The organism is Subsaxibacter sp. CAU 1640 (assembly GCF_023156585.1).
In the GTDB taxonomy this organism is placed as follows: Bacteria; Bacteroidota; Bacteroidia; order Flavobacteriales; family Flavobacteriaceae; genus JBPOFM01.
Window position 1 is genome coordinate 777,601 of the sequence record NZ_JALNMI010000001.1, and the last position, 25,356, is coordinate 802,956.

The 25,356-nt window shown below is 37.4% G+C and carries 28 protein-coding genes and 1 tRNA gene; 7 read left to right on the plus strand and 22 right to left on the minus strand.

Annotated elements, in window-relative coordinates; genetic code table 11:
* Window positions 1–9 precede the first annotated feature (9 nt).
* Complete coding sequence (locus tag M0G43_RS03360) at window positions 10–1,083, plus strand: PA0069 family radical SAM protein (protein ID WP_248023504.1); 1,074 nt, start codon at window positions 10–12, stop codon at window positions 1,081–1,083.
* A gap of 68 nt (window positions 1,084–1,151) precedes the next feature.
* Here M0G43_RS03360 and M0G43_RS03365 read toward each other — a convergent pair whose 3' ends face one another.
* Window positions 1,152–1,757: a hypothetical protein gene (locus M0G43_RS03365; protein ID WP_248023505.1), complete on the minus strand. Its 606-nt coding sequence runs from the start codon at window positions 1,755–1,757 to the stop codon at window positions 1,152–1,154.
* Window positions 1,758–1,960: 203 nt separating this feature from the next.
* Here M0G43_RS03365 and M0G43_RS03370 point away from each other — a divergent pair, with 203 nt between their 5' ends.
* The gene (locus M0G43_RS03370; RefSeq protein ID WP_248023506.1) at window positions 1,961–2,839 is read left to right on the plus strand and encodes an AraC family transcriptional regulator; all 879 of its coding nucleotides are present in this window, start codon (window positions 1,961–1,963) and stop codon (window positions 2,837–2,839) included.
* Between the two features lies 1 nt (window position 2,840).
* On the opposite strand, the gene M0G43_RS03375 is transcribed toward M0G43_RS03370, so the two are convergent.
* The 5 genes from M0G43_RS03375 to M0G43_RS03395 form a co-directional block, all read right to left on the minus strand.
* Complete coding sequence (locus M0G43_RS03375) at window positions 2,841–3,497, minus strand: HD domain-containing protein (RefSeq protein ID WP_248023507.1); 657 nt, start codon at window positions 3,495–3,497, stop codon at window positions 2,841–2,843.
* Window positions 3,498–3,553: 56 nt separating this feature from the next.
* Complete coding sequence (locus M0G43_RS03380) at window positions 3,554–4,543, minus strand: acyl-ACP desaturase (protein WP_248023509.1); 990 nt, start codon at window positions 4,541–4,543, stop codon at window positions 3,554–3,556.
* 11 nt (window positions 4,544–4,554) lie between these two features.
* Window positions 4,555–5,292, minus strand: a complete 738-nt coding sequence (locus M0G43_RS03385) for a lysophospholipid acyltransferase family protein (protein WP_248023511.1) — start codon at window positions 5,290–5,292, stop codon at window positions 4,555–4,557.
* A gap of 36 nt (window positions 5,293–5,328) precedes the next feature.
* Entirely contained in the window at window positions 5,329–5,727 is a 399-nt protein-coding gene (locus M0G43_RS03390) for a hypothetical protein (protein WP_248023512.1), read from the minus strand.
* Between the two features lie 208 nt (window positions 5,728–5,935).
* Complete coding sequence (locus tag M0G43_RS03395; protein WP_248023513.1) at window positions 5,936–6,346, minus strand: BrxA/BrxB family bacilliredoxin; 411 nt, start codon at window positions 6,344–6,346, stop codon at window positions 5,936–5,938.
* Window positions 6,347–6,463: 117 nt separating this feature from the next.
* On the opposite strand from M0G43_RS03395, the gene M0G43_RS03400 reads away from it, so the two are divergent.
* Both M0G43_RS03400 and M0G43_RS03405 read left to right on the plus strand, forming a co-directional pair.
* Window positions 6,464–7,252, plus strand: a complete 789-nt coding sequence (locus M0G43_RS03400; protein WP_248023514.1) for a TerB family tellurite resistance protein — start codon at window positions 6,464–6,466, stop codon at window positions 7,250–7,252.
* A 50-nt stretch (window positions 7,253–7,302) separates the two neighbouring features.
* Entirely contained in the window at window positions 7,303–7,728 is a 426-nt protein-coding gene (locus M0G43_RS03405) for a copper resistance protein NlpE N-terminal domain-containing protein (RefSeq protein WP_248023515.1), read from the plus strand.
* Here the strand turns inward: M0G43_RS03405 and M0G43_RS03410 are convergent, their stop codons facing one another.
* From M0G43_RS03410 to M0G43_RS03460, 11 genes are all read right to left on the minus strand, one after another.
* Window positions 7,729–8,889 carry a metal ABC transporter permease gene (locus M0G43_RS03410; RefSeq protein WP_248023516.1) on the minus strand — a complete coding sequence of 387 codons (1,161 nt, stop codon included), beginning with the start codon at window positions 8,887–8,889 and terminating at the stop codon, window positions 7,729–7,731.
* Window positions 8,882–10,009, minus strand: coding sequence for a metal ABC transporter permease (locus tag M0G43_RS03415; RefSeq protein ID WP_248023802.1), 1,128 nt, complete (start codon window positions 10,007–10,009; stop codon window positions 8,882–8,884). Before M0G43_RS03415 ends, M0G43_RS03410 begins: the two co-directional genes overlap by 8 nt.
* Window positions 10,010–10,021: 12 nt before the next feature.
* Window positions 10,022–10,399 (minus strand): four helix bundle protein, encoded by a 378-nt coding sequence (locus M0G43_RS03420; RefSeq protein WP_248023517.1) that lies wholly within the window; start codon window positions 10,397–10,399, stop codon window positions 10,022–10,024.
* Between the two features lie 81 nt (window positions 10,400–10,480).
* On the minus strand, window positions 10,481–11,269 hold the full coding sequence (locus M0G43_RS03425) for a metal ABC transporter ATP-binding protein (protein WP_248023518.1): 789 nt from the start codon (window positions 11,267–11,269) through the stop codon (window positions 10,481–10,483).
* Window positions 11,270–11,321: 52 nt separating this feature from the next.
* Entirely contained in the window at window positions 11,322–12,233 is a 912-nt protein-coding gene (locus M0G43_RS03430) for a metal ABC transporter solute-binding protein, Zn/Mn family (RefSeq protein WP_248023519.1), read from the minus strand.
* Window positions 12,234–12,235: 2 nt separating this feature from the next.
* The gene (locus M0G43_RS03435; RefSeq protein WP_248023520.1) at window positions 12,236–13,036 is read right to left on the minus strand and encodes a transporter; all 801 of its coding nucleotides are present in this window, start codon (window positions 13,034–13,036) and stop codon (window positions 12,236–12,238) included.
* Window positions 13,026–13,682 carry a metal-dependent transcriptional regulator gene (locus M0G43_RS03440; RefSeq protein WP_248023521.1) on the minus strand — a complete coding sequence of 219 codons (657 nt, stop codon included), beginning with the start codon at window positions 13,680–13,682 and terminating at the stop codon, window positions 13,026–13,028. The genes M0G43_RS03435 and M0G43_RS03440 overlap by 11 nt, the downstream gene beginning before the upstream one ends.
* A gap of 107 nt (window positions 13,683–13,789) precedes the next feature.
* Window positions 13,790–13,927 (minus strand): FeoB-associated Cys-rich membrane protein, encoded by a 138-nt coding sequence (locus M0G43_RS03445; protein WP_248023522.1) that lies wholly within the window; start codon window positions 13,925–13,927, stop codon window positions 13,790–13,792.
* Between the two features lie 7 nt (window positions 13,928–13,934).
* Window positions 13,935–16,034 carry a ferrous iron transport protein B gene (gene feoB / locus M0G43_RS03450; protein ID WP_248023523.1) on the minus strand — a complete coding sequence of 700 codons (2,100 nt, stop codon included), beginning with the start codon at window positions 16,032–16,034 and terminating at the stop codon, window positions 13,935–13,937.
* A complete protein-coding gene (locus M0G43_RS03455; protein WP_248023524.1) occupies window positions 16,031–16,261 on the minus strand; it encodes a ferrous iron transport protein A in 231 nt (76 codons plus the stop codon). The genes feoB and M0G43_RS03455 overlap by 4 nt, the downstream gene beginning before the upstream one ends.
* A gap of 78 nt (window positions 16,262–16,339) precedes the next feature.
* Window positions 16,340–17,008 (minus strand): SCO family protein, encoded by a 669-nt coding sequence (locus M0G43_RS03460; protein ID WP_248023525.1) that lies wholly within the window; start codon window positions 17,006–17,008, stop codon window positions 16,340–16,342.
* Between the two features lie 93 nt (window positions 17,009–17,101).
* Here M0G43_RS03460 and M0G43_RS03465 point away from each other — a divergent pair, with 93 nt between their 5' ends.
* The 3 genes from M0G43_RS03465 (at window position 17,102) to M0G43_RS03475 (ending at window position 20,612) form a co-directional block, all read left to right on the plus strand.
* Window positions 17,102–19,039: a M1 family aminopeptidase gene (locus M0G43_RS03465; RefSeq protein ID WP_248023526.1), complete on the plus strand. Its 1,938-nt coding sequence runs from the start codon at window positions 17,102–17,104 to the stop codon at window positions 19,037–19,039.
* A gap of 78 nt (window positions 19,040–19,117) precedes the next feature.
* A complete protein-coding gene (rseP, locus tag M0G43_RS03470; protein WP_248023528.1) occupies window positions 19,118–20,461 on the plus strand; it encodes an RIP metalloprotease RseP in 1,344 nt (447 codons plus the stop codon).
* A 77-nt stretch (window positions 20,462–20,538) separates the two neighbouring features.
* Window positions 20,539–20,612: transfer RNA gene (locus tag M0G43_RS03475), tRNA-Asn, on the plus strand.
* Window positions 20,613–20,841: 229 nt separating this feature from the next.
* Here M0G43_RS03475 and M0G43_RS03480 read toward each other — a convergent pair.
* The 5 genes from M0G43_RS03480 to M0G43_RS03500 form a co-directional block, all read right to left on the minus strand.
* Window positions 20,842–21,855 carry a helix-turn-helix domain-containing protein gene (locus tag M0G43_RS03480; protein WP_248023529.1) on the minus strand — a complete coding sequence of 338 codons (1,014 nt, stop codon included), beginning with the start codon at window positions 21,853–21,855 and terminating at the stop codon, window positions 20,842–20,844.
* 380 nt (window positions 21,856–22,235) lie between these two features.
* On the minus strand, window positions 22,236–22,676 hold the full coding sequence (locus tag M0G43_RS03485; RefSeq protein WP_248023531.1) for a copper resistance protein NlpE N-terminal domain-containing protein: 441 nt from the start codon (window positions 22,674–22,676) through the stop codon (window positions 22,236–22,238).
* Window positions 22,677–22,692: 16 nt separating this feature from the next.
* On the minus strand, window positions 22,693–22,860 hold the full coding sequence (locus M0G43_RS03490) for a DUF5670 family protein (protein WP_248023533.1): 168 nt from the start codon (window positions 22,858–22,860) through the stop codon (window positions 22,693–22,695).
* 260 nt (window positions 22,861–23,120) lie between these two features.
* Complete coding sequence (locus tag M0G43_RS03495; protein WP_248023535.1) at window positions 23,121–24,911, minus strand: CHASE3 domain-containing protein; 1,791 nt, start codon at window positions 24,909–24,911, stop codon at window positions 23,121–23,123.
* Entirely contained in the window at window positions 24,908–25,354 is a 447-nt protein-coding gene (locus M0G43_RS03500; RefSeq protein WP_248023537.1) for a response regulator, read from the minus strand. Before M0G43_RS03500 ends, M0G43_RS03495 begins: the two co-directional genes overlap by 4 nt.
* Between the last annotated feature and the right edge of the window lie 2 nt (window positions 25,355–25,356).

Consider the following 25,356-nt stretch of genomic DNA (forward strand, 5'->3'; position numbering starts at 1 on the left):
CAATATGCAATGAACCCAAATCCTCCCATAAAAGGTCGTGGAGCGCAACTGAACACACCCAATAAATTTTTCGAATTGAGTCACGAAATGCGTGATGATTTTTTGGAATATTGTGCCATTGAAGGCGAAGAAGCCGATAGCAACAAAACACTTTATCTCGAAGTTTTCCCCAAAACCATAGTCAACAAAGTTGAAAGTCCAGATGTTGGGATGATGTATTCCATGAATATGTACCAAGGCTGTGAACATGGTTGTATTTATTGTTACGCTAGAAACACGCATGAATTTTGGGGTTATAGTGCTGGCTTGGATTTTGAGAGACGTATTCTGGTAAAAAAAGAAGCGCCAAAACTTTTAGAAGGGCAACTGAAAAAGAAGTCATGGCAAGCTTATCCGATAGTCATGTCCGGAAATACTGATTGCTACCAACCAGCCGAAAAGCAGTTTGAGCTTACGAGAAAATGTCTGGAAGTATTTTTGAAATACAAACATCCTGTTGGAATTATCACCAAAAACGCCCTTATTCTCCGTGATTTGGATATCTTGAAGAAATTGGCAGAAGACAACTTAATCGCTGTCAATGTATCGATTACATCACTTTCAGAAGACACCAGAAGAGTGCTGGAACCGCGAACCGCAACCATCAAAAAACGATTGGAAACAGTAGAGATACTTTCCAAAAACGGGATTCCTGTAAATGTGATGATCGCTCCCATCATTCCATCCATCAATAGCCATGAAATTCTTCCACTGGCAAAAAAAGTTTCAGATGCAGGAGCCTTAAGTATAGGTCATACCGTCGTCAGGCTTAATGGAGCCATCGGTGAAATATTTGCAGATTGGATTAAAAAAACAATGCCAGACAGAGCTGACAAGGTCTTGAGCCAAATTGAAAATTGCCATGGTGGAAGCCTCAACGATTCCAAATTTGGAACACGGATGAGAGGCGAAGGGGAAATTGCCAAACAAATAAATGATTTGATGAAATTGGCAAAAAAGAAATATTTCAAACATAAATCAATGCCACAATTAAATGTTCAATTACATGAGCAGGTTAAAGATGGGCAGTTAAAATTGTTCTGAAGGAAAAATAAAAAAGGGGAGCTTCTCAAACTCCCCTAGCAACTAAACACTATAAATAAAACAGATTCCTAAATAGAAAGTGTATCGTTAAATGTTCTTCCATCTAATCGCATCACGATTTTGTAATCGCCTTTTTTCTCTTTTAAAAGCGTATAGACACGTTCGATGACTTTTTTATTGTCAATGGTCTCTGAAAAAATCAATTCGTTATCAGATGCACCATTATATGAACTGTAATAGATTTCAACATCAAGAGGCTTATCATCTACAGACAATCTGGACAAAAGAATTTTATTGTCTTTAAACCTTACGAAAGGCTTAAAAATACTTTCTTGCTTGTCCTTGATAAATTCTACTTCATCCATTGATACTTTAAAAGGGATGATTTCAATCTGCAGTTCTTTTTCTAATTCAAAAACATAATTCCCATCAGGTAGTGAGGTCAAATCAAACTCTTTGGCATAGCTTCCAGTTTGTTTGATTTTTTCTTTGTACAAAATAATTCCTGTATCACTTTTAATGGTCAATTGTTGCCCTTTCTTAACGGATACAAATGACACGGTAGCTTTCTTAACATCTCTTTTTGATGTGATCGGTTCGTTGTTTGAAGCATAACCTATCATACTAACTATCAAAGCGATAAATAGGATGCTTTTTTTAATTTCTTTTTTCATGATTTGGATTTTTTTAAAAGGTTACATGGCAAATGTATGATGAGAAAGGCTTCATTAAAACATCATGGTTATCTAATTTATGTTCAAAATTAACCCTCACAAACACAACTAAAACGTTTTATGTTAATTTAGCATATAAAAATGATAAATTTGCACATGTTTAGTTTTTGCTAGAACTGTAATTTTGATTAAAACTTTAAGGAATGCTTAATGTAAAACCGGCTTTTGAAAAAGTAAGTACAAGCTTTGGAAGTTCACTCTTGGTAAAACACCATACTGATGCCGAAGCTCCAAAAAAGAGAAATGCCTTTTGGCACTTTCATCCAGAGATAGAACTTGTCTATGTCAATAAAGGTCAGGGGAAGAGACATATTGGCAATCATTTGTCATATTTTAACAATAGCCAACTCATATTGCTAGGCTCAAACTTACCGCATAACGGATTTACCGATAGACTCACAAGTAGTGGTTCAGAAACCTTGATACAGTTTAAGCCAGATTTTTTGGGTGAAAATTTTTTCAAGACACCTGAAGCTTATGAAATTGCTCAATTATTTGAACGAGGAAAAAAAGGAATTCTCTTTAAACCTGATACTAAGAAGAGAGTTGGGCCGAAAATTGAAAACCTTATTGCGTATGAAGGGTTTGAAAGGATCGTGAAGTTTTTGGAAATTCTCGATGATTTATCAAAATCAAAAGATTACACCTTGTTAAATGCCGATGGATATGCCTTTGAAACAAAGCTTCAGGACAGTCAAAAAATTGACATTGTTTACAAACACATCAACAATAATTTTAAAAGTCACATTAGCCTTGAGGAAATCGCAGATAAAGTAAGTATGACCGAGCCTGCATTTTGTAGATATTTTAAAAAGGCAACAGGAAAGACATTTACAAAGTTGGTCAATGAATATAGAGTGGTTCACGCTACCAAATTATTAACTGAAAGCCAAATGAGCATTACCGACATTTGCTTTGAATGTGGCTTTAACAACTTTTCGCACTTTAATAAGTTGTTCAATGAATTTACGGGCCAAAGCGCTTCAACCTATAGAAACACTATAAAACAAATGGTACAATAGCTTACTTTTTGCCATCCCATTCTGCATAAAACTGCTCAAGATACAGTTCCATAAATTGATGACGCATATCGGCAATTTTTTTACCTGTTTTGGTATTCATTTTGTCTTTTAAAAGAAGCAATTTCTCATAAAAATGATTGATTGTAGGAGCAGTAGAAGCTTTATATTCTTCTTTGGACATTTTTAAATTAGGCTGAATCGAAGGGTCAAATAAGGTTCGATTTTTAAATCCACCATAATTAAAAGTTCGTGCAATACCAATCGCCCCAAGTGCATCCAATCGATCGGCATCCTGAATAACATCTAATTCTGCCGACTTAAATTTTTGAGGCTCATTCCCACCCTTGAACGAAATGTTTTCAATGATTTTGATGATGTGCTCAATAATATTGCTGTCAACGTTGATGCCAAACAGAAACTCCCGAGCTACTTTTGGGCCAATAGTTTCATCGCCATTGTGAAATTTACTGTCCGCAATGTCGTGTAGCAAAGCACCGAGTTGTACCACAAAAACATCAACATTTTCATTTTTTGAAATAAGCAAAGCATTGTTGAGAACACGCTGTATATGAAACCAATCGTGGCCACCTTCAGCAGCGGCCAATTGTTGCTTTACGAATGCAATTGTTTTTTCAATCTGTAAATTTTGTTCTTTCATAAGTTGAAATAAAAATTCCCTTCAGTTTTGAAAGGAATTTAGATTAAAAGTTGATTTTATCTTAAAACGGCAGGCTCTACCCATTTAAATTGGTACGAATTCTCTGGAATTTTCATTCGTTCAGCCAAACGTCTCATCCTACCTGGAAGTTTCATCAAATAATCTCTGGCTTTTTCGGCCTCTTCAGAAAGATTTGTAATATTACCAAGTTCCCAACGCTTAATAAGTTTCTCTAAAATATCGACATAATCGGCAGATGTATAAACGCCAATGCGCTGCGCCGTGTTGGAAAACTCTTCGAAAGCTGTACTGATTTTATCACCAGATTCTCTTAAAAAATGAGCAGGCATTGTAATTTTTTGCTTCATCATAGTTTGAAATGCCAACATCATTTGATTTGGGTCCACAGCAAAAATTCGCTCCACAAATTCAGAGTAAGCGTGATGATGACGCATTTCATCACCAGAAATGATATTGCACATTTTAAACAACTGCTTATTACCCTTTTCTTTGGCCATTTTGGCAACGCGATTGTGTGAAACATAAGTCGCTAACTCCTGAAAACTCGTATACACAAAGTTTTTATAGGGATCTCTATCGGTTCCTATATCAAAACCATCAGCAATTAAATATTGAGTGGTTTTTTCGATCTCCTTCATATTCACTCTGCCAGAAAGATATAGGTATTTGTTCAACACATCGCCATGACGATTCTCTTCGGCAGTCCAATGTTTCACCCATTTTCCCCAAGCATTTCGTTCTACCTGGTCTATACCTTCCACATCCATCAACCAGGATTCATAGGTAGGTAAAGCTTCTTCGGTAATCATATCGCCAACCAAAACAACCCAAAAATCATAAGGAAGTTCTTTCGCAAGTTCACGTATTTCTCTTACTTCCTCAAAAAAATTGTCACTTTCCGAATTGGGCAAGAAATCTGTAGGCTGCCAAATTTTTTCAATTGGAATAAGGTATTTTTCTATCAGAGATTCGACGTCTTTTTCCAAGTGCCTCATCACTTCCAATCTCACATTTTTTAAAGACATACGTTGCTATTTTACGGGTGAATATTTGAAGAAATGACCTTTTCAACCAATGGAATCAAGTCTTCCTTATTAGCAAAGGTAGCGATTTTGATAGGTTGATGCACGGTAAACGTCAGATGATTTCCGATTCCCATAGGAAATTTTCCATATCTCAACATTTTCCAAGAATTGTTGATACTGATGGGAACAATCGTTGCAGAGGGTATTTTTTTAATCAATAATTCCAAACCTTTGGTTTGAAATGGTTTAGGAATGCCAGTTTTGCTTCGAGTGCCTTCAGGAAAAATAACGGCAGCTCGTTTATTCTCTTCTATATATTCTGCAAATTTAATAATGGCAGGTAATGACTGCCTTGGGTTTTTTCTATCAATCAAGGCAGAACCTCCGTGCCTCAAATTATAGGAAACGCTTGGAATGCCTTTGCCCAACTCTTTTTTTGCAATAAACTTTGGATGGTGTTTTCGCATATACCACATAATAGGCGAGATGTCGTACATACTTTGATGATTTGCGACAATGATAAGCGGTTGGTCGGTATCAATTTTATAAGGATTGGTAAAAGTGAAACGAGTGCCCAAAACGTTCAGGCAACGCATCAACCAAAACTGTAACCAATCGACTGTGATTTTGTGTGCTTGATACCCGAAAACATTCAGGCTAAACCATTGTATCGGATGAAAAATGACAAGCGTCAATCCGAAAAAAATAAAATATAAAACCGTTAATGGGTAAGCCAATACTTTTTGCATAAGGCAAAATTAGCAAAAAGCATTTTTAAATTATCACTAATAAACAGGAATACATTGATTGTTTTCACATTCAAAACCAACTGGTGGTTGAGGAGTGGAACAATCAGAAGCCATATTGCAGTTGAGATTGTAATTGGCTTCCATCTGATTGTATTCAGCCACAAGCGATTGTAAGGTCAGTGTATCAATAGATGTTGAATAGATTAAAAAATCCCAAGGTCCACCGCAAGGCTTGCTTCCAAAGGAAATGTAACGACATTCAAATCCGCCGCCACAAACAGAAGTGTTTGCCAAAGATTCTATGCTGGTTTTAAATTCCAATAATTCTAGCTTCGTGTTCTCACAATAATCAGCAGTATCATCCTTATCACACTTCATAGCTGTAAGTAGTATAAACAATGAAGCAAAGCCTAAAATCAATGTCGTTCTTTTCATCTGTTTAGATTTATTTTTTTTCAATGGTCAGATGCAATTCGCCACGGATCATCTCAATGGGTTTTCCCGCAGGTGAGGGATGATGGCTCATTTCATATAGCCTTTTTATCTAAAGATGCTAATTTGCAAAAAAGGTTGCGTAAAACCACAAAAAAACCACGAATTTTTCGTGGTTTTATATTCTATCAGTTATGAAATGATAAAATGCTTAACAGTATTCGTTATAAGCATCCGTCAAGTTTTCGGCAATCATTTCTGCAGGACGACCTTCAATATGATGGCGCTCGAGCATATGCACCAATTCTCCATCTTTGAACAAAGCCATACTTGGTGAGCTCGGAGGAAATGGAACCATATGAGCTCTTGCAGCATCAACCGCCTCTTTGTCCACGCCTGCAAAAACAGTGACAATGTGGTCTGGACGTTTTGCGTTTTGCAAACTCATACGCGCTCCTGGTCTGGCATTGGCTGCGGCACAACCGCAAACAGAGTTCACAACGACCAAGGTGGTACCATCTTTTGCTAATGCTGATTCAACATCTGCTGCTGTATATAATTCTTCAAAACCAACTTTGGTCAAATCCTCTCGCATTGGTTTTACTAATTCTGCTGGATACATATATTTAAATTTTTATGATGAATAATTCTATGTGCAAAGATACCAATTGTGTAACAAACTATCAGACTATTCTACTAACAAATAGTATATTTGACGATAACTAAAATCTATACTTAAATGAGTTTTTCAAAATGGATTGGAGCTTCGCTTGGTTGGTCATTTGGAGGTCCTATCGGAGCCATTATTGGGTTGGTATTGGGAAGCATTGTAGATTCCTTTTCAGATAACGGAACGCCATTGCTCAAAGATTGGGATACCAAAAGAAAAAGAGAACCGACTTATAAACGCCAGACACGCACGCAACAGCAACAGCCAAAACCACAAACAAAACCTGGTGATTTTGAAGTGAGTCTATTGATTTTGGCTTCAGTTGTTATTAAAGCTGATGGCATTCAAGACCAACGAGAATTGGATTATGTGAGACAGCATTTCGTGAGTATGTACGGAAAAGAACGTGCCAACCACGCTTTTAAATTGTTCAAAGGCATCAATCAACAAGAGATTCCTGTTCGGCAGGTATGCATTCAAATTCATCAAATGATGGACCATCCATCCCGTTTGCAGTTATTGCATTTCCTTTTTGGTATAGCCAAAGCAGATGGTATGGTGACGGACAATGAAGTCACCCAAATTTTTACCATCGCAGGGTATTTGGGCATCAGTTCGCGCGATTTTGAAAGCATCAAGGCAATGTTCTATAACAGTACAGATAATGCCTATAAGATTTTAGAAATCACAAAAGACGCCACGGTCGATGACATAAAGGCTGCTTATCGCAAAATGGCAAAGAAATATCACCCAGACAAAGTCATTCATTTAGGTGAAGAACATCGGAAGGGTGCCGAGGAAAAATTCCGACAGGTACAGGAAGCTTATGAAAAGTTGCAGAAAGAGAGAGGGTTTTAAGTTATAAGTAAGGCATAAAAATTGATGGTAATAAATAAAGCCAATCAATTATGAAAAACACACTTACCTTTTTAGCTATTTTCCTAGTTCAAGTTGCAGTTTATAGCCAACTGTCAATTGAAGGCACCTATCAACTCAAAGTTGACGCAACAAATGCAACTTTACAAAGAACACTGACCCTCAATTCTGATGGAACATTTGTGTTTCATAGCTATGAAAAACACGAACAAGGATTGCCAAAAGAGAAGAATTTTTATGGTAAAGGCACTTGGACAGTAGAAAAAAATGTGATTATTTTTAAAACTAAAAGTTCTGATTTAGACGAGAAGTATCAATTGGATTTGACTGGAACTCAAGCGAGGTTTGATAGAAAGTCTCCACGAGACAAATCTGATAGGGATATTAAAACGTCTTTAAGGTTTTTTGCATCTGAAATTTTTTGGATAAAAGGGATGACGCTTATTAAGACCGATTAATTATCCCCTAAACAAAAAGAAATCATCTTTCATATCTTCAATCTGTGCATCTTCATTGGTAATGATGTAATTGATGGCTTTTGAAGTAAACTCATCACCTTTTTCGGTAAGCGACACGATGTTGTTGTCTATGGAAACCATATTATTTTTTAGTGCCAAATCCAATACGGTTTTGCTACGGATTTTCTGCCAATTGATGTGTTCGTTGAGGTGATTGACGTGGCGCTCTCGCTCTTCATCGTGGTTTTTTAAATGCAGGAGGAATGTTAATAACAAAACCTCAATGCGCTGTTGTTTTTCTCTATACATCACCGCAATGAGTCCTTTGCTCGGAGCAAAGAGATACACCATCAAGAACAGAACACCCAACATGGTAGTAATGGAGCCAGCAATGGAGGCATCGAGCCAATGCGCAAACCAATAGCCTGATAGGGCACTAAAGATTCCGAAAAGGATGGCGAGCGCCAAGAGTTTCTTTAAATCGGTTGTCAACAGATAAGCTGCTGCGGCAGGTGCAATCATTAAGGCAACAACCAAAATCGCTCCAACAGCATCAAAGGCACCCACTGTAGTCACAGAAGATACGGTCATCAAACCATAATGAATCAGCATAGGTGAAAAACCCAGCGACGCCGACAAGCCTGCATCAAAAGTGCTTATTTTTAATTCTTTGAAAAAGGCAATCAATAAGGCGATTGTAACGATTAGGATAATTCCGATAATCCAAAGTGATTTAGGGCCAACATCTGTCCCGCCAATAAACAAACGGTCAAAAGGAGCAAAGGCAAGTTCGCCGAGCAACACGGCATCTACATCCAAATGCACATCATTCGCGTTCTTGGCAATCAGAATCACACCGATACTGAACAATAAAGGAAATACCAATCCGATGGCTGTATCTTCCTTAACCAGTCCTGTTTTTTGAACATACTCCACTAATGTCACTGTAATGACACCTGTGATGGCAGCCAACAGAATCAATAACGGTGAGTTGAGGTCTTGCGTGATAAAAAACCCGATGACGATTCCCGGTAAGATGGAATGGCTGATGGCATCACTAATCATTGCCATTTTCCGAAGAACTAAAAATGTTCCGGGAATGGCGCAAGCAACTGCTACCAAGCAAGCAATGAGCTGTATTTCAATTTGTGCGCTACTCATCGTCTTTGTTTTGTTGATTAAATAAATTGGACGCGGTGTCAAAACCCTTTTGTGTCAAACTCCACATTGTCCCATCAATTGTGACGTAATCCTTATCGACCAATTTTTGAAGCGTCTTGCGAGTAAACCCTTGAAAATTGTTCAATATTTTGATGGTATGCGGATGCGAAATGCTATCGTGTGTTTTGGCAATATGATACATAAATGCCAATGTTTTCTTCTGTTCTAAATCCCTTCGATTTGCAATAAACCGAATTTGACGAAACAACAACCCTCTACTTGGTGAAAAAATGAAGGATACAATAACGAAAACTGACGCCACGATCACTATAACTGGACCAGTTGAAAGATTGTTTTGGCTGGCACTGATAGCAGTTCCAAAAACACCTGAAAAAGCTCCAAAAAGTGCTGCTAAAAACACCATTCTGCTCAAACTGTTGGTCCATTGTCTTGCAGCCGCTGCAGGTGCCAAAAGCATTGCACTCATTAACACAACGCCTACAGTCTGAAGTCCCAAAACAATCGCCAATACAATAAAACTGGTAATCAAGACATCAATGGTTTTGATGTTAAAACCTAATGTTTTGGCATAGTCTTTATCAAATAATAATAGCTTGAATTCTTTCCAAAACAACAATAAAACAATTAAACACAATCCAGTCACGATGGCCATAAGCCATACGTCACTTTCAACCAAAGTGGCAGCCTGTCCGAATAAATACTTGTCCAAGCCAGCTTGATTGGCATTTGGCTGTTTTTGAATGAATGTGAGCAATAACATTCCAAAACCAAAAAAGAGCGATAAAATCAATCCCAAAGCCGTATCAGATTTTAAATGGGTTTTGGTGATGATACCTCGAATCCAGAATGTTCCAATCAATCCGCTAATCAAGGCACCTATCAACAGTGTGTTGGTGTCTTTGGCTCCCGTAATTAGAAAAGCAATGGCAATTCCAGGAAGTGCCGCGTGAGAAATAGCATCGCCCAAAAGACTTTGCTTTCTCAACACCGCAAAACTACCCAACATACCTGTCACAGCACCCAAAATAGCCGTCCCAAGAGTGATGGTGCGTAACGTGTAGTCGTTGAAAACAAGTTGTATGTAGTCTAGAAAGTCGATAGTCAATAGAGGTTAGAGGTTAGATGATTTCTGTTTTAAGTGCTTTTGCAGACTCGTAATCATTTTTGAAAGTTCGACCAATTTTTGTCTTATTTCAATATTTTTATCAGCAGTTATGTAGTTTTGTCTCAAGGAAATTGTTGAACAAACTACACATTCATTTACAGAATCTAAAGCCATCTGAAGAAAACGATTGAATTGCTTATCAGTATCCGATGAGCCTTCTGCTATATTAAGTGCAATAGATATTGATGCTCGTATGAATTGAGATGCAAGCGTAAAGCGTTCACTGTTTGGAAAGTTTTCACAAACTCTATAGGTTAAATCAACAAAATCCAACGCTTTGTTGTAAACCTTTAGGTCTTCAAATTTAAATTTGTACGTTTCCATTATTCATTTTTTTACTAACCACTAACCACTAACCACTAACCACTAACCACTAACCACTAACCACTAACCACTAACCACTAATTACTCTTGAATACTCACCTTATAATTAATTCCATACGTTTTCGTCAGATTATCATCATTAAAAATATCCTTTACGGGACCAGTGGCAATTTTTTTCACATTTAAAAAAGTGACCCAATCAAAATATTCCGGAACTGTTTGTAAATCGTGATGTACCACAATCACTGTTTTGCCAGCCTTTCGCAATTCTTTTAAAATATTGATAATGGCAATTTCTGTTGTGGCATCAACACCTTGAAAAGGTTCATCCATAAAATAGATGGATGCATCCTGTACCAATGCCCTCGCCAAAAAAATACGCTGCTGTTGCCCACCCGAAAGCTGGCTGATTTGACGATTTTTAAAGGGGAGCATACCAACTTTCTCCAATGCTTCCAGTGCAGCCTTTTTTTCGTTTTGACCTGGACGTTTAATCCAACCCAAATTGCCATAAGTTCCCATCATCACAACATCGAGCGCAGTGGTGGGAAAATCCCAATCGACGCTTCCTTTTTGAGGCACATAGGCAACAAGCGAGCGTTGTGAATCATAGGGTTTTCCATAAATTCTCACGCTTCCAGCTATGGGTTTTAAAATTCCCAATATGGCTTTGATTAAGGTGGATTTTCCTGCACCATTAGGCCCTACAATCGCCATCAAAACACCTTCCGGAATTTCCAAATCGATATCCCAAAGGACAGGTTTGTAGTTGTAGGCAACAGTCAAATCATCTACTTTAACTGCCAAAACTCCTGCGGAGGCAGGTGTTCCATTTTTTTCACCTAAATTTTTATTTTGAACCTCTTTCATCTTTTATATTTTAAGTGTGAAGGTCTTCGTGCTTCAAACCCCAACCTTCAAGCTACTTCAATGCGTTTACAATCGTATTGACATTATACTCAAACATCCCAATATAAGTGCCTTCTGTCGTACCAGCCGTTCCAAGGGCATCAGAATATAAGGTTCCGCCAATGGCAACCTCGTGACCTTTGGATTCGACAGCAGCTTGCAGAGCCTCGATGGTGCGTTTCGGCACCGAACTTTCCACAAAAATGGCATTGACTTGTTTCTCAATAATAAAAGCGGCTAATTTCTGAACATCCTGCACACCAGCTTCCGTCGCAGTCGAAAGCCCTTGCAAACCAACAACCTCAAAACCATAATTTTTCCCAAAATAGTTGAAGGCATCGTGTGCCGTTACCAATATTCGCTTATCTTTTGGGAGTGTTTGGATGGTGCTATTAATGGTTGTTTGAAGCGCATCTAATTTTGATAAATAGGCAGCTTCGTTATCAGCATAATTGGTAGCATTTGTTGGATCTTTTTCCGAAAGAACTGCCGTCACTTTTTTTGCGAACGTTTTGAAATAATCGATGTTGAACCAAACGTGAGGGTCATAATTGGAAGCAAAATAATCTGAACCTATTAAGGTAGATTTGTCCAATTCTTCCGCCAATGCAATAGGTGTTTTTCCGCTACGCTCCATTTTTTCAAAGACTTCAACAAGCTTCCCTTCGAGATGTAAACCGTTATAAAAAATGATATCGGCTTCGACCAATTTGGTCACATCGCCTTCACTCGCTTTGTAGAGATGAGGGTCCACGCCACTTCCCATTAAACCTTTGACGTTGATATGGTCGCCACCAATGTTTTTGACCAAATCGGTAATCATCGTTGTCGTTGTGACTATATTCAGTTTGCCGTTGCTGTTGGACTCTTTTTTACAGCCAAGAAAAACGGAACAGATGAATAGTATATAAAGGATGTTTTTCATAATTAGTTATTTTTTGATGGAATTCTAAAGCTTAAACCTGCACTCAAGAGCAAATCTTGTCCTTTTGTGATACTGGTTCCCACAGTGGCATCCAATTGTAAATTATTGTTGACCAAATAGGTAAAACCTGCATCCCAAAGATGGTTGGCTTTACTGTTTTCAGGAAAGTCGCCATATAATTCTCCGTAAATGCCCAACTTTTCTGTAAGGCTGTGCCCGTAAGCGAGTGTGTAGATATAAGATGCTTCGGAAGAGTCGTCACCCCAAGCGGCTCCAAGATTGTAGGATAGACTTGAATTTTCAGACAAGGTATGAGCAAACGAAAATCGAAAATCGACGCCTGTCGTCTCTGGTTTGTAATCGGTTCCAGCGGTAAATGGAAGGAATAAATGACCTAGGAAGCCTATTTCTGGCATACATCCTTGTTCTTCGACTATAGTGGTTTTGAAACCCAATAAAAGAGGACTGAAGCCACTGGTCACATCATCTAAAGTAGTTCCATCCACCTTGGTTTTGCCTTCAACGAAATCCCAACCGACACGTAATTCTAGATTTTTGAGCAAACCGTAGCGAAGCAAGGTAGTATTGTAGGTGTAGGATTCTGTCTTAATTGAATTGTCTTCAAAAGTCTCGTAAAAGGAGCCTGTTTCAACTTGCAAAAAGCCTTTGGGCATCGCCGTGGGAGATTCTGTGGCATCTGGTCGGTCTGTTATTAATGCACCAAGAGTGTTGTCTTCTTGTGACAGCATCATCGTAGAAAAGAATCCCAAAATAGCAGAGCATATAACGTTGTTAAATTTCATTGACATAAATTATATTTGAAAAGTCTTCATTCAGAAGTATAGTGTTGTTATTAATGGAGATCTGCGTCATTCTATTTTTAGAAAATTGTTTAATGACCATAACAGCATTACCATATTTTAATCCATTTTGTGCGCAAAAATCAAAAAACTCCTTGTCGTCACTCATCAATCTTGAGATGTTATACGTCTTTCCTTCCATAGATTCTGACAATGAAATGGACGAGTCTTCAGTAGTGATTATTCCATTCTCATTAGGAATAGGATCACCATGTGGATCAAATTTCGGATTGCCCAAATACTCGCTGATTTTGTTTGCTAAAAAATCAGAGGTTTCATGTTCCAATAATTCAGCTTCGCGATGAATCTCATGCAGGCTCATGTCAAAGGTTTTAAATAGAAATGCTTCCCAGAGGCGATGTTTCCTCACGACATTGATGGCCATTTTTGTACCTTTTTCTGTTAACTGTAAGGCTTGATATTTTTCATAAAAAAGCAGATCCTTTGATGCAAGTTTCTTGGCCATATCAGTGGCTGCAGCATTGGAAATTCCTAATTTTTTAGCAATATTTCCTGGCTTGGTGTCATTGTGGTCGTGAAGATCATTATTGTAAATAGCCTTTATAAAGTTTTCAGTAGCTACAGACATTTACCTATGCTTTAAATTAAATTTAAGTATACTTAAAATATTTTCAAATGTAGCTAAAAAAATCTGTGTTGTCAAGCACAGATTCATAAATTGTCTTAGTTTTGGATTTAATGGCAACCGCAATCGCTGCCAGTGCCGCAGCCTTTGTCAGCTTTCACTTTTTTGAAGAAGAATTTTTTTACTAAAAAACTCACGGCCAAGACAAGCGCAGTAAAAACCAAAATATTTTGTAGAATAGTGTTCATTTCTCCGTTATTTCAAAAATTGGTAGGCAATCAATGCAATAAGATAAGCAAAAGAACTCATAATCACAAGCTGCCAAATTGGCCATTTCCACGAATTGGTTTCACGTTTCACAATCGCCAAGGTGCTCATACACTGCATAGCGAAAGCATAAAAAAGCAACAATGAAATTCCAGATGCAAAATTAAATAAAGGTCCGCCTAGGATTGGATTGACTTCACCTGCCATCCGATTTTTGATTGTATCTTCATCATCACTTCCCACGCTGTAAATAGTAGCAAGAGTGCCCACAAAAACTTCTCTCGCAGCAAATGAACTGACGATGGCAATGCCTATTTTCCAGTCATAACCCAATGGACTGATCGCTGGTTCTATGGCACGTCCTGTAATACCGATAAACGAATGTTCAAGCTTATAAGAAGCAATATGTTGCTGCAACTCATCCTCGTTTAGGTTTTGAGACGCATACTGTTCGGTAACAATAGATTCAGCATTGTTGAAATTGTCACCTGGCCCATAACTAGCCAAAAACCACAGAATAATGGAAATAGCCAAAATGATTTTTCCCGCACCCAAAACAAATGACTTTGTTTTTTCTATGACTGTCAAAGCAACATTTTTAAATAACGGCCATTTATAGTTGGGCATTTCGATCACAAAAAATGTTCTACTTTTTATGTTTAGTATTTTGTTGAGAATGTATGCAGAACCAATAGCGGCAGCAAATCCGATGAGGTAAAGCAGCATCAATGTCAATGCTTGGTAATTCAATCCGAAAAAGCGTTTTTCGGGAATAACCAACGAGATGATGATGAGATACACAGGAAGCCTTGCAGAGCACGTGGTAAAGGGTGTAACTAAAATAGTGATTAAACGTTCTTTCCAACTTTCTATGTTCCGTGTAGCCATGATTGCAGGAATGGCGCAAGCCGTTCCAGAAATAAGAGGCACAACACTTTTGCCACTCAATCCAAAACGTCTCATAATCCGATCCATCAAAAACACAACACGACTCATATAGCCACTTTCTTCAAGAACTGAAATAAATAAAAACAAAAAGGCAATTTGCGGGATGAAAATTACGATACCGCCAAGTCCAGGGATAATACCTTCTGCAAGTAAGTTTGTAAAAGCACCTGCGGGAAGCACGTTTTTAGTCCATTCGCTCAAAAAGGCAAAGCAACTGTCAATAAAATCCATCGGAACACTTGACCAATCATAAATAGCTTGAAAAATTGTCAAAAGTATAACGAAAAAGATGGCGTATCCCCAAACTTTATGAGTCAAAATGCGATCGAATCGAATGCGTAAGTCTTTTGCTGATTTCAAATCAATCTTTTGACCTATTTTTAAGGTATCATTTATAAACTGATATCTTTTAATGGTTTCTCTTTGCTGCAGGCGTTTTAGATCACTTTTTGATTTGGTTTTAAAATCAGCCACAGAGTCTATTTCGTTACGGTCTGTTTTACCAAAATTCACATCTTGAGTAATAACCAGCCAAAGCTTGTACAGCAACTGATTTGGAAAGGCTTTTCGAAGACCATCAAAATAATCCTTATCAATTTCGGAAGCATTCATGCATGGTTCAACAGATAATTCTTTGAAGTTTGCGATGAGTTCTTTAAGATCGTCAATGCCAAGGTTCTTTCGGGTACTGACCAAGGCTATTTTTGTTTTGAGCCGCTCTTCTAGCAATTCAATATCAAGAGTAATACCCTTTCGAGTCATCCTGTCCGACATATTGATGACTAATATAGTAGGGATCTCAAGATCCTTGATTTGTGTAAATAATAAAAGGTTCCGCTTTAAATGCTCAACATCACTAATGACTACAGCCACATCAGGAAAATCCTTGTCGTTTTTGTTCAACAGCAATTCAATGACTACGTTTTCATCCAGTGATGAAGCGTTTAAGCTATAAGTGCCTGGTAAATCTATGATATGGGCTTTCACGCCACGAGGCAATTTGCAGATACCTTCTTTTTTCTCTACGGTAATGCCAGGATAATTGCCAACTTTTTGGTTTAAGCCAGTTAAAGAGTTAAATACGGAGGTTTTTCCCGTGTTAGGATTCCCGATGAGGGCCACGTTGATTTGCTTGCTCATAAAATAACCTCAATTAAAATATGAATAGCGGTCTCTTTTCTAATCGCCAAATGTGTTCCACTGATATTAAGATACATCGGATCCGCAAACGGAGCAACTTGAACAAGTTCTACAAAATTACCAGGCAAACATCCCATTTCCAGTAGCTTTAATGGAATATGGATGGAGGAAACATCAGTAATGATGCCTCTTTGCCCACGTTTAATCTGGTCTAATGTAGTCTGCAAGCTTATTTAGATTGATTTTAAAGAAGCAAAAGTAATGCAAATATTCAGTGTAAAAAAATCGTAAGGAGAAAAGTCTGTTCAGTCTTCTTTCTTAAGGGTAGCGATATCCTCAAGTAAGCGCTCTATATCTTCCGGCTTGGTACCGTCATAATAACCTCGTATTTGCCTTTTTTTGTCAATCAACATAAAATTTTCAGTATGGATCATGTCATAGGCATCGCCTGTTCCGTCTGTTTTAACCGCTAAATAACTCTTTCTGGCAAGGTTATAAATTTGCTTCTTGTCACCTGTTACCAAGTTCCATTTAGCATCATTGACGCCTTTTTCTAAAGCATATCGTTTTAATTGTGCTACACTGTCGATTTCTGGTGTCACGGAGTGCGATAAAAGCATCACATCATCATCCTTGGCAATTTTACTTTGAATCAATACCATGTGATCGGTCATAATTGGGCATATAGTTTGGCAAGTGGTAAAGAAAAAGTCAGCTACATAAATTTTGTTTTTGTAGTTGTTTTGTGTAACGGTTTCGCCATTCTGGTTGATGAGTTTAAAATCTGCTATGGTGTGATATTTGCTGACATGCTGTATGGTACTATCCACCATTTCCGAATTGACGCGTGAGGGCTGGTATATAGGTAGCACTTTCTTCGGCTTCAAAATCGAATAAAAAATGGAAACTATTACGAGTGACAGAATAAGAAAGAAAATCCAGAAAAACTTAAACTGCTTAAAAAAGGACAACATTTGCTGAAATTAAGGGTTTGTGTAAGATTTGGGGGCAAAAATACGACACATATATAATAAATTGGGTATTTTTAACAACCTTAATAAGAATCTATGCGACTATTTTTACGCTCTTTAATCATCTTGGTTTCTTACTGTTCATTTGGCCAAACGCTAGACCCATCTTTTAATTCCATAAGAGAGGCAGAAGCCAAAGCGGCCTTGAACCGTATGCAGTTTCGGGCAAATCCAAATACTGGGAATTACGATGTCAAATACCATCGGCTTGAATTTAATGTTGACCCGACTCAAGCTCAAATAAATGGAGATGTAACAACCTATTTTGAAGCGAAGTCACCTATGAATGAAATTACATTTGATCTGGCAAATAACATGATTGTATCGCAGGTCTTGCAAAGAGGGAATCCGTTGGCCTACACGCAAAATGCGAATGACGAACTGGTGATCACTTTGCCTGCGACTCAAAACGCTGGAGTCTTGGATTCTTTAACTGTTAGTTATTCAGGCAACCCAGTCAGTTCTGGTTTTGGCTCGTTTGAAGTAAACACGCATTCTGGAAAACCCGTGCTTTGGACATTGTCTGAGCCTTACGGTGCAAAGGGTTGGTGGCCATGCAAACAGGACTTGATAGACAAAATTGAGGAAATCGATGTATACATCACTTCTCCACAATTTAATCCAGATGGTGATGAGTACGTTTCTGTATCCAATGGTTTGGAACAAGGTCAAGTAATAAATGGATCAAATAAAACCACGCATTTTCACCATCAGTATCCCATTCCGGCATACCTTATAGCTATTGCGGTAACCAATTATTCAGTGTATTCGCATAATGTTCCAAATAACGGGAACCCTTTTGAGATAGTAAACTATGTGTATCCAGAAAACTTGGCAAATGCTCAAAACAGCACGCCTGTAACCGTTGATATCATGAATCTTTTTTCAAATCTGTTTCAAGAGTATCCATTTTCTGATGAAAAATATGGCCATGCCCAATTCGGATGGGGAGGTGGCATGGAGCATACGACAGTGTCATTCATGGGGGGTTTTGGTAGGGGCTTAATAGCACATGAATTGGCTCATCAATGGTTTGGTGATAAAGTTACCTGTGGTAGCTGGAAAGATATTTGGCTCAATGAAGGTTTTGCTACCTATCTTTCTGGACTTACGGTAGAAAATCTTGACGGCAACGATGACTTTAGAAGTTGGAAGCAGCAAACTGTAAATTATATAACCTCACAGCCCGATGGCGCTGTATATCTTTCAGATACGGATACTTTGAGCGTTGGTCGTATTTTTAGTGGAAGATTATCCTACGATAAAGGGGCAATGGTGTTGCACATGTTAAGAAAGAAATTGGGAGATACTGATTTTTACCAAGGATTGCAAAATTATTTGAATGATCCTGACCATGCGTATGGATATGCAAAAACTGCCGATTTAATGAATATCTTGCAAGCTACAAGCGGAACTGATTTAACCGAATTTTTTAACGATTGGATTTATAATCAAGGATATCCGACCTATTCAATCCAGTGGCACCAACCTACTGCTGCAGAGTTTGCAGTGCGCATCTCTCAAACCCAAAGTCATCCTTCGGTCAGTTTTTTTGAAGCACCAGTGCCACTCCGTTTAATAGGTACACAGGGCGAGGTGATTGACATGGTGTTTGATAATACGGTCAATCAAGAACTTTTCACAAGAACAGTTAATTTTACAGTAGCAAATGTTATTTTCGATCCAGAATCTGATTTGATTTCTAGAGACAATTCAGTAGAGTTAAACGTAAATGAACAATCCCTAGAACTACCATTCAAAATATTTCCAAACCCGGCATCTCAAACTCTTTATATTCAAAAACCAGAAGGCATGGTCATTTCCGAAGTGCGCATCTATAACACTTTGGGTCAGTTATTGAGTCAGTCATCATTTACACCTGTAATGGACGTCTCCCATTTATCTACAGGTTTGCTTATGCTGCAGTTTGAAACCAATACAGGAACAATAACTAAATCATTGTTAAAAAATTAGGGAATACAATGGCAATAGTTTTCTAAATGGTGCTAAAACACTACTTTTGCAGCTTATAATTTTTTTGAATAGACATACATGGAGTTTGTTATAAAAATCTCTCAATTTTTATTGAGTCTTTCGCTGTTGATTGTCCTACACGAGTTGGGGCATTTCATCCCAGCAAAATTGTTTAAGACACGAGTAGAAAAATTCTACTTGTTTTTTGATATAAAATTTTCATTGTTCAAAAAGAAAATCGGCGAAACGGTCTACGGAATTGGCTGGTTACCCTTAGGCGGTTATGTCAAGATAGCCGGTATGATCGATGAAAGTATGGACAAAGAACAAATGGAGCAGCCACCGCAGCCTTGGGAGTTCCGTTCCAAACCTTCTTGGCAAAGACTGATCATTATGTTAGGTGGTGTAACGGTCAACTTTATTTTGGCCTATGTCATTTACGTATTTGCTTCTTTTGCTTATGGCGATACCGACACGCCTGTGAGCAGTTTAAAAGATGGTTATTGGATTGAAAGCCCACTATTAAAAGATCTTGGCTTACAAACAGGTGACAAGGTTTTAAAAATCAATGATCAAAAAATTGTGAACGATTCAGACATCGCTGCCAATTTAATCAAGGCCAATTCCATAACGGTAGAAAGAAACAATGAGGAAAAAGTAATTGCATTGCCTGAAGATTTCTTAGGACAACTGTCATCAAGACAAACAAAAACCTTGTTTGAACCCCGTATTCCTTTCATGGTCGCAGAAGTTGCAGATTCTTCAGTAAACAAATCCGTAGATCTAAAAGAAGGTGATATCATTAGCGCAATCAATGGACAAGAATTAAAGTATTACGACCAGGTAGAAAGCCTAAAGAAAAATATTACCAAAGGAGAAGATGTACAGGTTGTGATATTGAGGGATGGCCAAACCTTGACAAGAACATTAAAATTAAGCGATAAAGGAGAATTCGGCATACGTCCAGGATATGATGGTAAGAGATTTTCAGAAATGGGCTATTTTGACGTTATCAAAAAAGAATACACTTTTGGCGAAAGTTTTGGTGCTGGTTGGGACAAGTTCACAAAAACCATAAGCTCCTATGGAGACCAGTTAAAAGCAATTTTCACGCCTAGTACCGGTGCCTATAAAGGTGTAGGAGGCTTTAAAGCTATCTTCGACATTTTTCCATCGGTATGGAGTTGGCAGGCATTCTGGATGCTGACAGCCTTTCTATCCATTATGTTAGGAGTATTGAACTTATTGCCAATTCCTGCATTGGATGGAGGTCATGTCATGTTCCTATTATACGAAATGATTTCAGGTCGTAAACCATCAGAAAAGTTTTTGGAAAAAGCACAAATGGTTGGGTTTTTCATTTTAATAGCCCTTGTGCTATTTGCCAACGGGAATGATATTTTCAAAGCAGTATTTAAATAGTGATATTTTTTAAAGAATATATTTGTTGAATATAAAAAATACAATATATTTGCAACCTCAAAAAACGAGACATACACTCCTCCTTAGCTCAGTTGGTTAGAGCATTTGACTGTTAATCAAAGGGTCGCTGGTTCGAGCCCAGCAGGGGGAGCTTCAAAAGCCAAACGAAAGTTTGGCTTTTTTTATTTTACGTAATGCTCAGATCTTGATACGATTTAAATTAACAATCTATAATTTGCAGAAACGGAAGGTTACTTTTGATTAGGTCTTGAAATATTAATGAGTTTTTACTTGACCTGAAAATGTTCCATCAAAAAAGCCTTAATCATTTTTCGATTAAGGCTTTTTTAAGTTAAGCAGTTGAAATGCTTAAGTATATATTAGGCTGATACAGCTAACTTATTTTTTTTGTAATGCATCGGTGAACAGTTATATCGCTCTTTAAAGATTTTGGAGAAATAACTTCTGCTTGAAAAACCAAGGCTATAAACGATTTCAGAAATGTTCAAATCGGTGTTGGAAATCAACTCCTCTGATTTCGTCAAACGTACAGAACGAACGTATTCACAAACAGTAAGCCCATGCTTAAATTTAAATCCTTCTTGCACCTTCGCTGCAGACATTCCTACTTTTTTAATCAAAGTATCAATTCGGTGTTCTAGGTCCGGATAGTTATTGATATATTCTGTTAATTCTTCTACTGCCGCAATATCTGATTTTGTCAAACTCGTGGTCGCCATATCAGCATTTGCAAGATCATGTTGGTGATTTTCTATTTCTAAAGCTAAAATCACATTTACGATACCTTTAGTCAAAAGAGATCTAACCAATCCTTCTTGCTTGATAGATTGTAGTTGTTTAATGCTTTCTGCTATTTTCAAGTTATAGCTGCCAGTATACAGATAGTCTTCAGTTTGTTCATCTATAAATAGCTGCTTAATATTTCGCATCCATTGAGATGAAGTGCTGACTTCATGAGTTGTATTTACTGAAATAATCGTTGCCACAATATGTGTGTCTTTTTCAACGAGTATAGTATTATCTTTAGAATTGATGTTTGTTAAAATACTTGTTTGGAAAGTTTCAATAGTTTCAATAGTGTTGCCATTATCGAATGAGTGAGATAACACACCTTTAGAACAATAAATAAAGTTTACATGAGTACCCAATAAAGTTTCGATAGATAATAGTACATCGTCGTTCGTCTCTAAATCCAATTCCAAAACAGAGATACCATCCTCTAGCACAATAGATCGAATGGTACCGTTTCCTAAACGGTGATCTAGTTCAAAAGTGTACTCATTACCGGATGTGTCTAATGTACCACCAATATTCTCCTTTAATGTTTTAAAGAATGTGTGAGTGTCGTGAATTTTAGATGCTATAGTGATCATATCTTTTGGTTTTTTGGTTTTAATAATAAGTGAATGCTCAAGTTGTTTAGTTTATGCCTTCTTTATCAAAAGGGCTTTTACTCTGGAGTTAGTTCCTTGCAAAATAATTTTTGGGAACGTTCTCGCTACTCTTGCGTACTGCTTCAATGAATTTGTGGTGGTCTGCATCGGGTTTATTTAATGTTATTAATTTATCTGTTACAAAGAAACAACCCATATCAACTTATTTCGTTATACAATTTTTTTAAATCGTTACAGAATTACTGGAATAATGAGAAATTGAGTTAAGTTATTGTTAAATTAATAAGATGTTTGTCATAAAAAGAAAAAGAGGCCACTCTCAAGTTAAGCCTCTTATCAATATATATAGAAGAGTTAAATTACTCTGATGCTGTCACACTACTTTCAGTTTTTATAAGTTCCATGTTTTTTGCATAAAATATATTAGACTCATAAAATTTTAAAGATGGTTTTATCAAGTTAAATTGTGGATGTCTTGGAGATACGCTCACAAATCGTGCCTTGTTTTCATCTAACCATTTGGCAATCTCAACATCGGTTTGTCCTTCCGTATAGAGTGTCAGTAAATGATTATCAAGTACCCATGTACCCTCTACTTCAACCACACGATCTTTGGACCCATTTATATAAATACGTTTGTATATAAAGGCAAATGTCCCATCGGCCTTAAGGTCCAGTGTGTAGTCAATGCCTTCTCCGCTGTTGGCGAGCCATTTGTTAGCATAGATACCTTCAATGTTTTGAGAATAAGTAAAAATTGAACTAAATAATATTGCGAATAAAAGTATATATGTTTTCATGATGTTTTGTTTTTAATTAATCTTTTTGGGTAACGCCCGCCATTCCAATAAAGCCAGCGATTGGCAATAGAATGTGAACATACCCTTCATAGGAATAAACAAAATAACACAATGCCCAAATGACCACCACGATCACTGAAACAACGTAAAAAATAACTTTCATATGTAATAAATTATCGTCCATGAGAACTTCCTTTTTGTCCGATTGGATGGTAATTTTGTTATTTGATTCTCTGAGGCTCTATGTAGATTTCTAAATAAAATTTACCAATTCTAAATGAAAACTTAATGAAAACTTGAGAATCAATGCAATCAGTTTGTTCAGAATAAATTTTATATTACAAAGGTCACTAAAAGTGCATACAAGTGCCTTACAGCATTTTTTAAAATGCTTATATTATTTCCACATGTATACAATAGGATGATTGAAAAAGATAAAAGTATTTAGTGTACAGGAAGATAAACGGTAAATATCGCACCGTTATTTGGACGGCCTTCGGCCTGTATGAAACCATTGTGATTGTTCATGATTTTCTTGCAAATCGATAGTCCGATACCAGTACCTGAATAGGTGCCCTTGCTATGCAAACGATTAAAAAGCACAAAGATTTTTTCGGCATAACTCGGTTCAAAACCAATGCCATTATCGGAGATAGCTATAGTATGGTAAGATTTATATTTAACAGACTTTAACCAAGGCATTTGGCTACTTTTGGTCTTGCTATAACAAATGTTAATAATTGGAGCCTCATCCTCTTTGCTATACTTTATAGAATTACTGATAAGGTTCAGAAAGAGCTGTTTAATCTGAAATGGAATAACTTTCATTTCTGGGATACTCTCAACCTTCACTGTGGCGTGTTTCTCCTCAATGACCTCGGCGAGATCATGTTTGGCAGCTTCTATAAGTTCATTGATATTAGTAAACTCCATAGAGGTTTCCGAACGATTGGTTCTCGAATATTGGAGAAGGTCATCTATTAAAGATCGCATCCGCGAGGCAGAGGTCTTTATGCGCTCTATGTACAATTTACCACTGTCTGAAAGTTGGTGAAGTTCTTTATCTTCTAATCTGGAAATAAAAGTTTGTATTTTGCGCAAAGGCTCTTGGAGGTCATGACTCGCAACGTAGTTGAAAGAAGCCAGTTCTTCATTGTTTCGTTCAAGCTCTGCATTTTTTTCTTCAAGAATACGGTAGTTTTCCTTTTCATCTGTAATGTCAGTAGTAGTACCTATCAGGCGTTGGTGTCCTTCGGAGTCTTTCCCTAATTTTGCATAGGCCTTAAAATGTTTGAGAGTACCATCTCTTTGAATGATGCGATAATGCAAGTAAGGCAAATCTCTGTTGAGATACATTTGATTCACCTGGTCCACAAATCGCTCCTGGTCTTCAGGGTGTACAAACTCCATAAAGTTATCTATGGTAGGAGCAAAAGACTGTGGTTTTTCACCAAGTAACCTATAAAGATTATCAGAAAATTCAAAGGTTTCTTCATCTACATGCCAAATCCAGTTCCCATATTTACTGATCATGGCCGATTGATTCGTCGCTTCCTTAAAAGTTTCAAGCTGCTCATTTTTGGTGCGCAGAACTTTCAAACTTCTGCTTAATTGAGCATAGGTGATGAGCAAGATGCATAAGGAGATTATGAGCGTATAATATACCATCAATGGAGCATTCGATAAGCTCTCTGAACTTTCCTCACGACGTTCCTTCAACAATTCATTCTCATGCATGGTCATCTCATTCACTTTATTTCGGATACTATTCATGATGAAACGGCCACGGGTGAATGCATTACGAAATTCCTGAGTGTGAGTTAGACTGTCCTTTGCCATGGCAAGAGTCTGGTCAAAAATGGCCATGCTTTGTCCTATTTTCTCTTGCAACACGGCTATATTGGCATTTTGTTCAGGACTGTCAGCAGTTAAATTCTTGACATTTTCAAGAGTTTCGGCAAGCTTCTCTCGATTATTTATCAGAGGGCTCAAAAATGTTGTGTCTTTAGAGATGATAAAACCCCGTTTACCGCTCTCGGCATCTTTTAAAAGAGTGGTCAGTTTTTCAAGTTCAATGTGCACCTCATAAGTGTGCTGTACTAAAATAAAAGATTCGGAAAGATCCCTGATATATTTATAGGCAAGACCTCCCATACATAAAACAACAAATAACGCTGAACCAAAAAGAATACGAAGAAAACGTTCAGAATTATAAATTGATTTAAGTCCTCTCATAAGCGTAATAAAAAATTGTCGCGATTGAGCCCGCTCGTATGATACTGCCAATTTATAGTGACAACATCAGAAAGAATTCGTTTCAGTGTATTAAAATCACTTGGCTTCTTGATGTATATATTAGCCCCGTTTACAAAGGTGTTTTCAATATCCTCTTCTGAAGCTGATGTTGAATAAATCGCAACAGCCATGTCCTGAAAGCGTTTACTTTTTTTTATTTCTTTTAGGCATTCCAATCCCGATTTCTTGGGCATGTTCAAATCCAAAAATAAGATATTTGGTATGGATGCATCTTCACAATTAAGAGCTTTCATTAGCGCCACGCCATCCTCATAGGTTTCAACTTGAGTTGTGATCTTCAGTTCATCAAAAGCTTCCGTAAAAAATAGCCTGTCATCTTCATCGTCATCTGCTAACACGACGTATGTTACATCTTTATTCATAG